Genomic DNA, 13,017 nt, shown 5'->3' on the forward strand with positions numbered 1-13,017 from the left:
GCGCGTCCCCGTCCCCATCCGCTCATTCCGGCAAGGAGCACGCCAATGACGACGTCTCCCACGCGGGCAGCCAGCACGGCGGTGCTGTGCTGGCTGACCGTTCTGCTCGAGGGATACGACCTGGTGGCGCTCGGCGCCACCATCCCCACCCTGCTCAAGACGCACCACCTCGGCTTCACCGCCGCCGATGCCACCGCGGTCGCCACCGTCTCCCTCGTCGGGGTCGCGGTCGGCGCCGCGGGGCTCGGCCCGCTCACCGACCGCTTCGGCCGGCGCGGCATGCTCATCGGCTCGGTACTGCTGTTCTCGGTGTTCACGTTGGTGACACCACTCGCCCCGAACGTGGCCGTGTTCGGTGTCCTGCGCTTCCTCGCCGGGCTCGGCCTCGGCGCCTGCATGCCGGTCGCCCTGACCGTCATGTCGGAGAACCTGCCCGAACACCGCCGCGCCAGCGCCAGCACGTTCACCATGACCGGCTATCACGTCGGCGCCGTGCTGACCTCGGTGCTGGCGCTCGCCGTGGCCGGGGACTGGCACTGGCTGTTCTACGGCGGGGGAGTCGCGGGCCTGCTCGTCGTCCCGCTGATGTGGTGGAAGCTGCCGGAGTCCGCCGCGTACCTCGCGGCCAAGCAGCAGCCCGAGGCCGACCGCATCGGCATGCGCGATCTGCTCGGCCCGCGCGTCCGCCGCACCACGCTCGCCGTATGGGGCGGCTCCTTCATGGGCCTGCTCCTCGTCTACGGGCTCAACACCTGGCTGCCCCAACTCATGCGCAGCGCGGGCTATCCCATCTCCCGCTCCATCGCGCTCCTGCTGGTCCTCAACGTCGGCGCCGTCATCGGGCTCGTCGTCGCCGGGATCGTCGCCGACAAGTACGGCATCCGGCGCGTGGCCCGCATCTGGTTCGCGGCGGGCGCCGTACTGCTCGCCGTCCTGAGCCTGCGTATCGAGAGCAGTCTGCTGCTCAACGCTCTGGTCCTGCTCACCGGCGTATTCGTCTTCTCCGCGCAGGTCCTCATCTACGGGTACGTGGCCCATGTCTTCCCGGCCCGCACCCGCGGCACCGCGCTCGGCCTCGCCTCCGCGGTGGGTCGGCTCGGGTCGATCACCGGGCCCTTCGTCACCGGCGCCCTGGTCACGGCGGGCGTCGCCCACCCCTGGGGCTTCTGGTTCTTCGCGGGCGTCGCGGCACTCGGTCTCGGCGCGATGCTGCTCCTGGCGCCGCCGACATCCGACGACCGGGCCAGGAGGCCGAGCGCGGCGTTCACCGGCTGAGCCGCCCCGACGGACAGGACCGGCTCCGTGCCAGACTCGCCACCATGAAGATCAGAGACATCAGGGACGGGGACTGGGAACGGATCTGGCCGTTCTGGCAGCGGATCGTGCGCGCGGGCGAGACCTACGCCTGGGACTCCGACACCAGCGAGCCCGAGGCCCGCGCCCTGTGGACCGGGGGCGCGGGCAAGCGCGTCCTCGTCATGGAGAACGACGCCGGTGACGTCGTCGCCACCGCGTACGTGAAGCCCAACTACAGCGGTCCGGCACGGGACATCGCCAACGCCGGATTCATGGTCGACCCCGACCACGGCGGCCACGGCCACGGCCGCGCACTCGCCGAACACGTCCTCGCCACGGCCACGGCGGACGGCTACCGCGCCATGGTCTTCAACGCCGTCGTCGAGACCAACCCCGCCGTACGGCTGTGGACTTCGCTCGGATTCACGATCCTCGGCACGGTGCCCGCGGCGTACGAGCACCCCCGGCACGGCAGGGTCGGACTGCACATCATGCATCGGACGCTGTAGCCCCTGGTGGGGTGGTGCGGACGCGAGCCATCCGTTGAGTTAGGGTTACCTAACCAGCGGGGTGGTCCCCGTGTTCACCGCCTGCCCACAAGGAGCCCGCATGACGGCGACGCCCGCCGCCGAGCAGCCGACCACCCCCGCGCCCGCCCGGCCGAGGGACCCGCGCCGCTGGCTCATCCTCGGCGTGATCTGCCTCGCCCAACTCGTCGTCATCCTCGACAACACGATCCTCAACGTCGCCGTCCCCACCCTCACCGCCGACCTCGGCGCCGACACCGCAGACGTCCAGTGGATCATCAACGCGTACGTCCTCGTGCAGGCGGGACTGCTGCTCGCGGCGGGCGCGGCCGCCGACCGCTACGGCCGCAAGAAGCTGCTCCTGAGCGGTCTCGTACTGTTCGGTGCGGGCTCGCTCGCCGCCGCACTCGCCACCAGTACCGGCCAGTTGATCGCCGCGCGCGCCGGCATGGGCGTGGGCGGCGCCCTCCTGCTGACCACCACTCTCGCGGTGGCCGTGCAGGTCTTCGACGACGACGAACGCGTCCGCGCCATCGGTGTCTGGGCCGCCGTCAACGCCCTCGGCTTCGCGGCGGGGCCGCTGGTCGGCGGCGTCCTCCTCGCCCACTTCTGGTGGGGCTCACTCTTCATGGTCAACGTGCCCGTCGTGCTGCTCGGCCTGTGCGCCGTCAGCGTCCTCGTGCCGGAGAGCCGGGCCGAGCAGAGCCACCGACCCGACCTGCTCGGCGCGCTCCTGTCGACGGTCGCGATCGCCTCGCTCGTCTACGCCGTCGTCTCGGGCCCCGACCATGGCTGGTCCTCCCCGTACGTGCTCGTGGGCGCGGGGGTCGGGGTGTGCGCGCTGACTGGGTTCGTGCTGTGGGAGCGGCGCGTCACCGACCCCATGCTCGACATGAGCTTCTTCCGCAACCGGACGTTCACCGGGGCCGTGATCGGCGCCGTACTGATCACCTTCGGCAGCGGGGGAGCGCTCTTCCTCCTCACGCAGCAGCTCCAATTCGTCCTGGGCTACGGCCCGTTGGAGGCCGGGCTGCGCACCGCGCCGTTCGCGCTCACCGTCGTGCTGCTCAACTTCACCGGCGTGTCGGCGCGGTTGAGCAAGCGGCTCGGCATTCCGGGATCCGTGGCCGTCGGCATGACCCTTCTCGCCTGCGGACTCGCCGCGGTCGCCCTCGCCGGGCGGGTCGTGGACGGGTACGGAGGACTGCTTGTCGGGCTCGTCCTCATGGGGGTCGGCTGCGCCTTCGCCAACCCGGCGATGGCCGTCGCCGTGATGGGTGCGATCCCCCGCGAGAAGGCGGGGGCGGGCGCCGGTATCCAGGGCACGGTCACCGAGTTCGGCAGCGGCATCGGCGTCGCCGTCCTCGGCGCCGTCCTCAGCGCCCGCTTCTCCGCGCTCGTGCCGGTGGCGGCGGCCTCGCTGCCCGCCGCCCTCGCCGCGAGCGACTCGGCGGCCGAACGGCACACGGTGACGCGGGCCTTCGGCTCCGCCCTGGAGACCGGTCAACTGGTGGGCGCGGCCGCCGTGTTGACCGGAGGCCTGGTGGCGGCCACGCTGCTGCGCCGCGCGGAACACGCGGCGCGGCCGGAGGCCGAACCCGACACCGTCACGGACGCGGCGGTCACAGGTCCAGCGTGAGCCGCTCGCCCTTCGCCCGCGAGACGCACACCATCATCGTCTCGTTGGCGTCCCGCTCGGCGGCGGTAAGCACGCTGTCGCGGTGGTCGACCTCCCCGGCGAGCACGTCCGTCTCGCAGGTGCCGCACGTGCCCTCGGTGCAGGAGTACAGCACCTGGACCCCGGCCTCCTGCAACGTGGCGAGGATCGTCCGGTCCGCCGGTACCTTCAACGTCCGCCCACAAGCGGCCAGTTCGACCTCGAAGGCCGTGTCGCCGCTGGTGTCGGTCGCCGTCGGCGTGAACCGCTCCGTGCGCAGCGCCTCGGCCGGCACCAGCTCCTCGACGGCGGCGAGCAGCGGTTCGGGACCGCAGGCGTAGACGAGTTCACCGGGCCGAAGATCCGCGAGGACCGCGGGGAGGTCCAGCAGGCCCTCGACGATGTCGACCCGCCCGCCGGGGTGTCGGCCGGTCAACTCCTCGGCGAACGCCATCGTCGCGCGGGAGCGGCCCCCGTAATGCAGGGACCATTCCGCTCCCTGACCGGCCGCCGCGGACAGCATCGGCACGATCGGCGTGATGCCGATGCCGCCCGCGACGAACCGGTACGCGGGAGCCGGTTCGAGCCGGAAGTGGTTGCGCGGCCCACGGGCACGTACCGCCGCGCCTTCCTGGAGCTCGCCGTGCACATGCGCCGAACCGCCCCGCCCATCCTGCTCGCGCAGCACGGCGATCCGCCAGGAGCCGGCGTCGCCGCCGCACAGCGAGTACTGGCGCTCGACGCCCTCCGTGAGCAGCAGGTCGATGTGCGCGCCCGCCTCCCACGCGGGCAGCGGCGCGCCGTCCGGGCGGCGCAGCAGCAGGGAGACGACGCCGTCGGCCTCCTGGCGGCGTTCGGCGACGACGAGGTCGTACGTGTCGAGACGGTCGAGCGGGTCGCTCACGAGGTGCGGTCCTTCTGATCGGGGGCCTGCGGGTGGTCCGGGTGGGCGAGCATCCACTCCCACATGGCGACCGGGTCCTCGCTCATGGCCTGCGCGCCGCAGTAGCAGCGGCCGTCAAGGAGGTCGGTGCCGGGGAGCCATTCGATGCGGTAGACGGGCCTGTTCACCGCGCCGCCAGCTTCCCGAGGATGCGGCGCGCGGCCAGGCCGCCCGTGTCGATGTTGATGCTGAGCTCCTGGTATCCCTCCGGCTCGGTGTCCAGGGTGCGCTGCAACAGATTGAGCGCGTCCACGTCCTGCATGACGACCTTGTGGTTGAACTCCCGCAGGAACGTGGTCACTTCGTCGTCCTCGGTCGCGAAGTTCCGCGAGACCGCCCAGAAGTCGTACACCTTGCCGGGCGAGGACGGGGTGATCGCGTATGTGATCTCCGTGCGGAACGCGGGGGTCTCCTGCCCCGACGGGCTGATCGTGCTGTGCAGCAGATACAGGCACGGCGCGTGGTACTCGATGTCCTGGCGCCGGTCGATGCGGCCCTCGATGCCGGTGGAACGGGCGTAGAACGGCGGGCACTCGGCGTCCTTCATGTGCCGCGACACCCGCACGATCCCGGACTCCTCGTCGACCTCCGTGGCGATCGGTGTCTCGGCGACCTCGGGTGTCCCGATGTAACCGCCGTGCAGATACGTCTCGTGGGAGAGGTCCATGAGGTTGTCGACAAGGAGCATGAAGTCCGCGTCGATCGGCTCCATGCCCTCCACGGTCACGAAACCGTCCTCGACCAGGTGCGGGGCGCGCGGGATCACCGACGCGTCGGCCCGCTCCGGGTCGCCGACCCACACCCACACCATCCCGTCGACCTCGGCGACGGGGTACGAACTCACCCGCGCGGTCCGCGGCACGCGCTTCTGCCCCGGCACGAACACGCACGTGCCCGTCGTGTCGTAGGTGAAGCCGTGGTACCCGCACACCACCCGGTCACCGTCGAGCCCGCTCTCCGACAGCGGGTAGCGGCGGTGCACACAGCGGTCCGCGAGCGCCACCGGCTCCCCGGCCTCGGTGCGGTAGAAGGCGATCGGCTCACCGAGGATCGTGCGGCCGAGCAGCTCCCTGCCCACCTCCTTCGACCACGCGGCGACATACCACTGCTCACGGGCGAAGGCCGAATACGACGAGTTGCCGGTCATGACGGGCGTCCCTCCAGTCACCGCGCGGCACCGTCGCCGCGCGTCACCGACCACACTGGTGACCTGAACCACAGCCCCACAACGCCACTTCCGTCAGACGGAAGCCGGGGGCGCGCTCGAGACGGGTTGCCACCCCAGGGCGCGCGAGATGCCGCGTCCGGCCAGCTGCACCGCCGGAATGAGCGCGGGCGTCCGCGCGCCCTCGACCGGTACGACGACGGAGACCGCGGCGACGACATCCCCGCGCGGTCCGCGCACCGGCGCCGCCACCGACAGCGCGTCGTCGGTGATCTGACGGTCACTCACCGCCACGCCGGCGCGCCGCACTTCGGCCAGCATCCGGCGCAGCCGCACCGGATCGGTGACCGTGTACGGGGTGAACGCGTCGAGCCCGTCCCCGGGGTAGCCGTCCTGCAGATCGAGGCCGCCGTGCGCGAGCAGCACCAGACCCACGCCCGTCGCGTGCAGCGGCCAGCGCGCGCCGACCCGCGAGTGCACGCCCACCGCCGAACGGCCCGACAGGCGCTCGATGTAGACGACCTCCCGGCCATCGCGCACGGCGAGGTGCACGTTCTCGTGCGTGGCCTCGTACAGGTCCTCAAGGAACGGCAGCGCCGCCTGGCGCAGGCCGAGACCCCGCGGCGCGAGCGCCGCGATCTCCCACAGGCGCAGCCCTACGTGGTAGTTCCCCGCGTCGTCGCGCTCCAGGGCGCCCCAGCGGGAGAGCGCGCCGACGAGCCGGTGCGCGGTGGGCAGCGGAAGTTCGGCGCGGTGCGCGAGCTGGGTCAGCGTGAGCGAGGGGTGGTCCTGGTCGAAGGCGCCGAGCGCGTCGAGCAGCCGGTCGCTCGCGGAACGGGTCACGGTCGCGCCCTACCCGGTCGGGCAGCGGTCGCGGAGGAAGTCAAGGAGCACGTCGTTGAACAGCTCGGGCTGTTCCACGCCCGGCAGGTGCCCGGCCCCGTCGATCACCCTGAGGACCGAGTCCGGCATCAGCTTCACGATCTCCTCGGCGTCCGTGACCGGCGTGTACACATCGTCCGCGCCGACCACCACGAGCGCGGGAACCCGGGCCGCCGCGAGACTGTCGCGGTAGTCGGGACGCTCGGCACGGCCGCGCAGCGCGGCGGCGGCCCCACGCGGGTCGGTGACCTGCATCATGCCGAGGACATGCGCGGCGACCTCCGGCAGCGCCGCCACGTTGTAGCGCGCGAGCATCTTGTCGATGACCTCGTCCGCGTACCCGCCCATGCCCTCGGCGAGCAGCCGCACCGCGAGCCGGTTGCGGACCACCTTGCCCTCGGGGGTCTCGGCCGGCGCCGAGGTGTCGGAAAGGAGAAGTGCGCGGGTGCGGTCCGGGTGCCGCAGATGGAACTCCATGGCGATCTGGCCGCCCATGGACACACCGCCGACCACTGCGGTGTCGAGGCTCAGCTCGTCCAAGAGCGCGGCGATGTCGTCCGCGAAGCGGGCGAGCGGCACCTGCCCCGGAGTGACCTCGCTCTCGCCGTACCCGCGCAGATCGGGCGTGAGTACCCGGTACCCGGCCGCCGTGAGCGCCTCGGCCTGGGTGGCCCACAGGGTTCGGTTGAACGGATGCCCGTGGATCAGCACGATCGCGACGCCGTCCGCAGGGCCGAGATCGTCGTACCGCAAAACGGTGCCATCCGTCGTGAATCGGGGCATGGCGTGCTCCAGGTTGGGTTGGTCCCGCGCGGGGTGAGTGCCGGAACCGTACGGCGCGGGCGTGCGCATGATCAAGAGTGTTGGCCGGTCAGAGCGGGGAGGCGGCCCTTTTAGACTGGTGGAGCCGCGCCCTCGCCCGGGGTCCCGCGGCCCACACCACCGAACCAGGAACCACCGTGAACACCCAGCACCAGGCGGCCGCCGCCACCCTGCCAGACATCCGCCTGGTCGTCACCGACATGGACGGCACGCTCCTGGACGGCGACGGGAAGATACCGGATTCCCTCTGGCCGCTCCTGGCCGAAATGAATCGCCGCGGCATCGCCTTCTGCCCCGCCAGCGGACGGCAGTACGCGACGCTCGCCGCCGAGTTCGCCGCCGTGGACGACGGCGGCATGGTCTACGTCGCGGAGAACGGCGCGTACGTCGTGCGCGGCGGCGCCGAACTCAGCTCCGACCCGCTGGAGCCGGCCACCGTCGAGTGGATCGTCAAGTCGGTGCGCGCCCTCGTCGACGAGGGCGGGGCCGACGTGGGCGTCGTCGTCTGCGGGAAGCGGTCCGCCTACGTGGAGCGCTCCGACGAGGCGTTCATGACCCAGGTCCGCAAGTACTACGCCGCCCACGAGATCGTCGCCGACGCCACCGCCGTCGAGGACGACTTCGTGAAGGTCGCGCTCTTCGACTTCGGCAACGCGCAGGACACCACCGCCCCGCTTCTCGCCCCGCTCGCCGACTCGCACCAGGTCGTCGTCTCCAGCCGGCACTGGATCGACGTCATGAACCCGGCCGCGAACAAGGGCGCCGCCGTCCGCAGGCTCCAGGAAGCCCTGGGCGTCACCCCCGCGCAGACCGCGGTGTTCGGCGACTACCGCAACGACCTGGAGATGCTGGACACCGCCGACTGGTCCTACGCCATGGCCAACGCCCACCCCGACGTCCTGGCCCGCGCCCGGCTGCGCGCCCCGGCCAACACCGAGAACGGCGTCGTCCGCACGGTCGGTGACCTCCTCGGGATCATGGTGCGGCCGTAAATTACTGAACCGTAACCTTCCTGGTGCTACCCGCGGTAACGGTGTTCTGGATAACGTCCGGCAAGGCGCGCGGTGGCGGTGGGACGACCGCTCCGCACGCTCCGTCGGCCTGCCCGATGTTCCGGCCGACAGCCGCAAGGCGGGGGTCCGCTCCCGCCCGTAGACCGGAGGTTCGCCATGCCCGCCGCCCCCACCCGCCTGCTGGCCGCCGCCGTCACCGTCGCCGCGTGTGTCGGTGCCCAGGCCGTGCCCGCCGCGGCGGCCACCGGAGCGGAGACCTCCGGTGACACGGTCTCGCGCGGTGTCACGATCCCCGCGTTCTACAACCCGCCGGCCGAACTGCCCGGCGCCAACGGGTCGTTGATCCGCAGCGAGGGGCTCCCGCTCGCCCTCAGCCTGCCCGGCCTGCACGGACCGCTGCCCGGCAAGGCGACCCGCATCATGTACAAGACCACCGACTCCAACGGGAAGCCCGCCGCGTCCACGGGCGCGTACATCGAGCCCAGCGCCAAGTGGCGCGGCTCCGGGCCCCGTCCGCTCGTCGCGCTCGCACCCGGCACGCAGGGGCAGGGTGACCAGTGCGCCGCGTCGATGGGTCTCGAACACCCTCTGCGCATCAACGGGCAGACACTGGTGGCCGGTTACGAGGACCTGGCGATCTACCGGCTCCTCGCCAAGGGTGTCGCCGTCGTCGTCACCGACTACATCGGCCTGGGCACCACCGACCGCCTGCACACCTACGTGAACCGGCTCGACGAGGCCCATGCAGTGCTCGACGCCGTGCGCGCCGCCCGCGCCCTCAAGGACGCCACGATCACCAGCGGTTCGCGCGTCGGCCTCTTCGGCTACAGCCAGGGCGGCGGCGCCACCGCGGCCGCCGCCGAACTCCAGCCCACCTACGCGCCCGACGTCACGCTCTCGGGCACCTACGCGGGAGCGCCGCCCGCCGACCTGGCCGCGACCACCAAGGCCATCGACGGCACCGACCTCGTCGGCGCGCTCGGCTGGTCGCTCAACGGGTTCCTGCAGTCGGAACCGGAGCTTCGGGCAATCGCCGACAAGTACTTGAACGACAAGGGCCGGGCCGCCCTGAAAGACCTCTCCACGGCGTGCGTCGGCGACGCCATCCTCGGCTACTCGTCGAAGAAGAGCTCGGCCTGGACGAAGGACGGTCAGACCCTCGAGGACATCATCAAGGCCGAACCCCGCCTCCAGGAGTTCCTCAACCAGCAGCGCATCGGCACCATCGAGCCGCAGAGCCCGGTGCGCGTCGCCACCGGTGTGAGCGACAACCTCGTCCCGCACGGCCAGGCACGTCAGTTGGCCGTCGACTGGTGCGGCCGCGGAGCCCAGGTCACGTACAAGCCGGTGAGCATCCCGGACGTCGGCCGCGCCCTGATCAACCACTTCGCCCCGCTGCTCACCGACCAGGGCCCGGCGATCAACTGGCTCACCGACCGCCTCTCCGGCGAACCGGCGACGTCTACCTGCGCGGAACTGCCCGCGCAGAAATGACCGCGCGGGCGGGTGTGGGCCATGGCACGATGACGGCCCATCGAACCCGCCCGAAGGGAACCCCGTGGCCCGCGCCGTCACCCTGATCCGTTCCGACGCACTCTCCGATGTCGCCGAGTACGCCTACGCGGCCACCGCGCCGGCCGAGGCACGGCTCGTATTCCTCGCCGGCTCCTGCCCGTTGGCGAAGGACGGCTCGACCGTCGCGGTCGGCGACCACGCCGGACAGGCGGCCCAGTGTGTCGCGAACCTGCGCGTCGCCCTCGACGCGGCCGGCGCCGGACTCGAGGACGTCATCAGCACCCGCGTCCTCGTCGCGTCGACCCGGCGGGAGGATCTGGTCACGGCCTGGCAGGTGGTGCGTGACGCCTTCGGCGACCACGACGTGCCGAGCACCCTGATGGGTGTCACCGTGCTCGGCTACTCCGACCAGCTCGTCGAGGTCGAGGCGGTCGCGGCCGTCGTCGACTGACACGCACCAGAGAATCCGACGTGCGAAAGCCCCGACTCCCTTGCGGTGCAAGGGAGTCGGGGCCGTTCGGAGCAGGATCAGGCGGATGTCACCTTGACCGGTTCCGTCTCCGCGGAACTGTGCCGTTCGGCCCAGTTCTCCAGGGCCGTGCGGCATGCATGGTCCAGGTGGTGGAGGCCGGACAGGTTCAGCTCCACGGGGCGGTCCTGCGGGAGTGCCTCCAGGCTGTCGAGGATCTTCGGCAGCTTGAGGAACGTCGCGTTGCCGGACAGGTGTGCCTGCACCGGGCCCGCACCCTTGTCTATGATCTCCAGCTTGATGTGCGAGGCCTCCCAGGCGGTCTTCACGACCGACAGGGCGAGGCCGATGAGGACGCCCTCGAACATGCTGACCGCCACGATCGACACCGCGGTGACGACCAGGATCAGCGCCTCACCGCGGTGGTCGCGCCAGAGCGTGACCAGCGCCCGGACGGGCACCAGCTTCGCCCCGGCGTGCACCAGCACACCCGCGAGGGCCGGGATCGGGATGTAGGCGAGCAGCGCGGGCAGCAGCGCGGCGAACAACAGCAGCCATACGCCGTGCATGACCCGCGATGCCTTCGTCTTGGCGCCCGCCTGCACATTGGCCGAGCTGCGCACGATCACCGCGGTCATCGGCAGCGCGCCGAGCACGCCGCACACCGCGTTGCCCGCGCCCTGGGCGAGGAGCTCCTTGTCGTACGCGGTACGCGGACCGTCGTGCATGCGGTCCACGGCCGCCGCGCTGAACAGCGACTCCGCGGAGGCGATCAGCGTGAACGCCACGATCGTGCCGAGCACACCGACGGCGGCGAGTTCACCGAACGCGTCGAGGGGCGGTGGCTGGATCGAGCCGAGCAGGCCGTTGACCTCGACCATGGTGACGGGCGCGTCGAACACGAACGCCGCCAGCATGGCCAGGCCCACCGCGGCGAGCGGACCGGGAACGACGCGCGCCTTGCGCGGCATGTGCTTCCAGAACACGAGGATCGCGACGGTCCCGGCGCCCAGGGCGAGCGAGGCCAGCGCGCTGGTGCTGCCGAGTGCGTCGATGAACGCCTCCGGGAGCCCCGCTATCTTGCCGATCCCGGACTCCGGGGCCTTGGCGTCGAGTACCGAGTACATCTGGCCCGCGATCAGGACCAGACCGATGCCCGCGAGCATGCCCTCGACGACCGAGACGGAGATGGCCCGGAAGTAGCGGCCTACCTTCAGTGCGCCCATGGCGACCTGAAGCAGGCCGGTCGCCAGCACGATGACACCGAGGACCGGCAGACCGAACTCGCGCACCGCTTCGTACACGAGCACGGTCAACCCGGCGGCAGGGCCCGACACTTGGAGGCTGCTGCCGCGCATCAGGCCGGTGACGATGCCGCCGACGATGCCGGTGATCAGGCCGAGTTCCGCGGGCACACCGGAGGCGACGGCAACGCCGACGCACAGCGGAAGTGCCACCAGGAACACGACGAGCGAGGCGGTGAAGTCCGCCTTGAGATGAGGGAACTTGGGGGCTGGGGTGCGGGGGGTGGTTTCGGTCATGGTGGCGCTCACAGAGTCTCGAACGCGTCGGTGTCGACACGGTGTTCGCGGACGCCGCCGGTGTGCACCTCGTAGTACCAGCCGCGCAGCGTGAGGCGGCCGTCGGCGAGCCGGCGCTCCACACACGGGTAGGAGCGCAGCCTGAGCAGCTGGGCGAGGACGTGCTGTTGGACGGCCGGGCCGACCGTGACATCGGCGGGATCGCACGCGCCGGGCTCGTCCGCGGCGTGCGCGAGCCAGTCCCGGACGGCGGGCACGCCCGCGAGGTCGTCGCCGCGCACCAGCGCGCCGATCGCCCCGCAGTGCGAGTGCCCGCACACGACGATGTCCTGGACGCCGAGGACTTCCACGGCGTACTCGATGGTGGCGGTCTCCCCGCTGGGGCTGCCATTGGTGTACGGGGGCACGATGTTGCCCGCGGTGCGGAGCTCGAACAGCTCACCGGGGCGCGCGCCCGTGATCAGGGCCGGCACGACGCGAGAGTCGGAGCAGGTGATGAAGAGGACCTGCGGGGACTGGCCGTCGGCGTGACTGGCGAACTCCTCAGGGCGCTGGCCAAACGTGCGGGCGTTGTCGATGAGGGGCTGCATGTGTGGTGATTCCTCCTGGCGCGCCGGCAGGGCGCGTCGGACGGGCAGGACAGGTGGGAAGAACTGTCGGGAATCAGCAGCGGAAGACCTGGAGGGACGCCGCTGTCAGCTCGTCGATGGATCTGACCGGTCTGGCGTACGAGGCGTGTGGTGCGTCCGCCGATGCGGCGGTGGTGTCCGGCGCGAGTGACTCGACGTCGGGGCCGGGCAGCTGGGACGAGCCCGAGGCCGCGCGGTGGCGGTCGCGGGTACGGACCGCTTCGGCGGGCCCCTGGGGGTCCGCCCCGTCGCCGTGGCAGGCCTTCGCGTCGGCCGGCGCCGCGACCGAGGAATGTGCGGACGTGAACGAATGTCCGGACGCGAGCAGGGGGAGCGACAGCAGCAGGGCGATGACGAAGGCCATCGCTGTGCGCTTGCTCCCACCTCGGGACATGTTTTCCCCTCGCGCATCTCTCACCAAGAGATCGCCAACGTACGGTCAACTAATGGTCAAGACACAGGTTAACTCTGCAAAGGTGGCTCGTGGGTTAACTGAGTGTTTCGGCTCGAAGGATGGGCGAAAGAAGGGGGTGTTTTGGCGTGAATGACTCCCCTGGA

Annotated in this window: 14 protein-coding genes; 6 read left to right on the top strand and 8 right to left on the bottom strand. The window is 71.3% G+C overall.

What is annotated here, in order from left to right; genetic code table 11:
* The first annotated feature begins 45 nt into the window (after positions 1 to 45).
* The 3 genes from ACIRHA_RS08870 (at position 46) to ACIRHA_RS08880 (ending at position 3,462) form a co-directional block, all read left to right on the top strand.
* On the top strand, positions 46 to 1,275 hold the full coding sequence (locus ACIRHA_RS08870) for an MFS transporter (RefSeq protein ID WP_403841667.1): 1,230 nt from the start codon (positions 46 to 48) through the stop codon (positions 1,273 to 1,275).
* A 44-nt stretch (positions 1,276 to 1,319) separates the two neighbouring features.
* Complete coding sequence (locus ACIRHA_RS08875) at positions 1,320 to 1,805, top strand: GNAT family N-acetyltransferase (RefSeq protein WP_403841670.1); 486 nt, start codon at positions 1,320 to 1,322, stop codon at positions 1,803 to 1,805.
* Positions 1,806 to 1,905: 100 nt separating this feature from the next.
* Positions 1,906 to 3,462, top strand: a complete 1,557-nt coding sequence (locus ACIRHA_RS08880; RefSeq protein WP_403841673.1) for an MFS transporter — start codon at positions 1,906 to 1,908, stop codon at positions 3,460 to 3,462.
* Here the strand turns inward: ACIRHA_RS08880 and ACIRHA_RS08885 are convergent.
* The 5 genes from ACIRHA_RS08885 to ACIRHA_RS08905 form a co-directional block, all read right to left on the bottom strand.
* Positions 3,446 to 4,384 (bottom strand): PDR/VanB family oxidoreductase, encoded by a 939-nt coding sequence (locus ACIRHA_RS08885; RefSeq protein ID WP_403841675.1) that lies wholly within the window; start codon positions 4,382 to 4,384, stop codon positions 3,446 to 3,448. The two genes, ACIRHA_RS08880 and ACIRHA_RS08885, sit on opposite strands and share 17 nt — an antisense overlap.
* Complete coding sequence (locus ACIRHA_RS08890; RefSeq protein ID WP_403841677.1) at positions 4,381 to 4,551, bottom strand: hypothetical protein; 171 nt, start codon at positions 4,549 to 4,551, stop codon at positions 4,381 to 4,383. Before ACIRHA_RS08890 ends, ACIRHA_RS08885 begins: the two co-directional genes overlap by 4 nt.
* A complete protein-coding gene (locus ACIRHA_RS08895; protein WP_403841679.1) occupies positions 4,548 to 5,570 on the bottom strand; it encodes a Rieske 2Fe-2S domain-containing protein in 1,023 nt (340 codons plus the stop codon). Before ACIRHA_RS08895 ends, ACIRHA_RS08890 begins: the two co-directional genes overlap by 4 nt.
* A 93-nt stretch (positions 5,571 to 5,663) precedes the next feature.
* Positions 5,664 to 6,431, bottom strand: a complete 768-nt coding sequence (locus ACIRHA_RS08900; protein ID WP_403841682.1) for an IclR family transcriptional regulator — start codon at positions 6,429 to 6,431, stop codon at positions 5,664 to 5,666.
* Positions 6,432 to 6,440: 9 nt separating this feature from the next.
* Complete coding sequence (locus tag ACIRHA_RS08905) at positions 6,441 to 7,253, bottom strand: alpha/beta fold hydrolase (RefSeq protein WP_403841686.1); 813 nt, start codon at positions 7,251 to 7,253, stop codon at positions 6,441 to 6,443.
* A gap of 176 nt (positions 7,254 to 7,429) precedes the next feature.
* Here ACIRHA_RS08905 and ACIRHA_RS08910 point away from each other — a divergent pair, with 176 nt between their 5' ends.
* The 3 genes from ACIRHA_RS08910 to ACIRHA_RS08920 all read left to right on the top strand — a co-directional run bounded on the left by ACIRHA_RS08910 (position 7,430) and on the right by ACIRHA_RS08920 (position 10,271).
* Entirely contained in the window at positions 7,430 to 8,284 is an 855-nt protein-coding gene (locus ACIRHA_RS08910; protein ID WP_403841688.1) for a Cof-type HAD-IIB family hydrolase, read from the top strand.
* 177 nt (positions 8,285 to 8,461) lie between these two features.
* Positions 8,462 to 9,799: a lipase family protein gene (locus tag ACIRHA_RS08915; RefSeq protein ID WP_403841690.1), complete on the top strand. Its 1,338-nt coding sequence runs from the start codon at positions 8,462 to 8,464 to the stop codon at positions 9,797 to 9,799.
* A 64-nt stretch (positions 9,800 to 9,863) separates the two neighbouring features.
* Complete coding sequence (locus ACIRHA_RS08920; RefSeq protein WP_403841692.1) at positions 9,864 to 10,271, top strand: RidA family protein; 408 nt, start codon at positions 9,864 to 9,866, stop codon at positions 10,269 to 10,271.
* 77 nt (positions 10,272 to 10,348) lie between these two features.
* Here the strand turns inward: ACIRHA_RS08920 and ACIRHA_RS08925 are convergent, their stop codons facing one another.
* From ACIRHA_RS08925 to ACIRHA_RS08935, 3 genes are all read right to left on the bottom strand, one after another.
* Positions 10,349 to 11,830: a SulP family inorganic anion transporter gene (locus ACIRHA_RS08925; protein ID WP_403841694.1), complete on the bottom strand. Its 1,482-nt coding sequence runs from the start codon at positions 11,828 to 11,830 to the stop codon at positions 10,349 to 10,351.
* 8 nt (positions 11,831 to 11,838) lie between these two features.
* Complete coding sequence (locus tag ACIRHA_RS08930; RefSeq protein WP_403841696.1) at positions 11,839 to 12,420, bottom strand: carbonic anhydrase; 582 nt, start codon at positions 12,418 to 12,420, stop codon at positions 11,839 to 11,841.
* Between the two features lie 73 nt (positions 12,421 to 12,493).
* Positions 12,494 to 12,853, bottom strand: a complete 360-nt coding sequence (locus tag ACIRHA_RS08935) for a hypothetical protein (protein WP_403841698.1) — start codon at positions 12,851 to 12,853, stop codon at positions 12,494 to 12,496.
* Positions 12,854 to 13,017: the final 164 nt, after the last annotated feature.

Source organism: Streptomyces sp. NPDC102360 (genome assembly GCF_044766085.1).
Classification (GTDB): Bacteria; Actinomycetota; Actinomycetes; order Streptomycetales; family Streptomycetaceae; genus Streptomyces.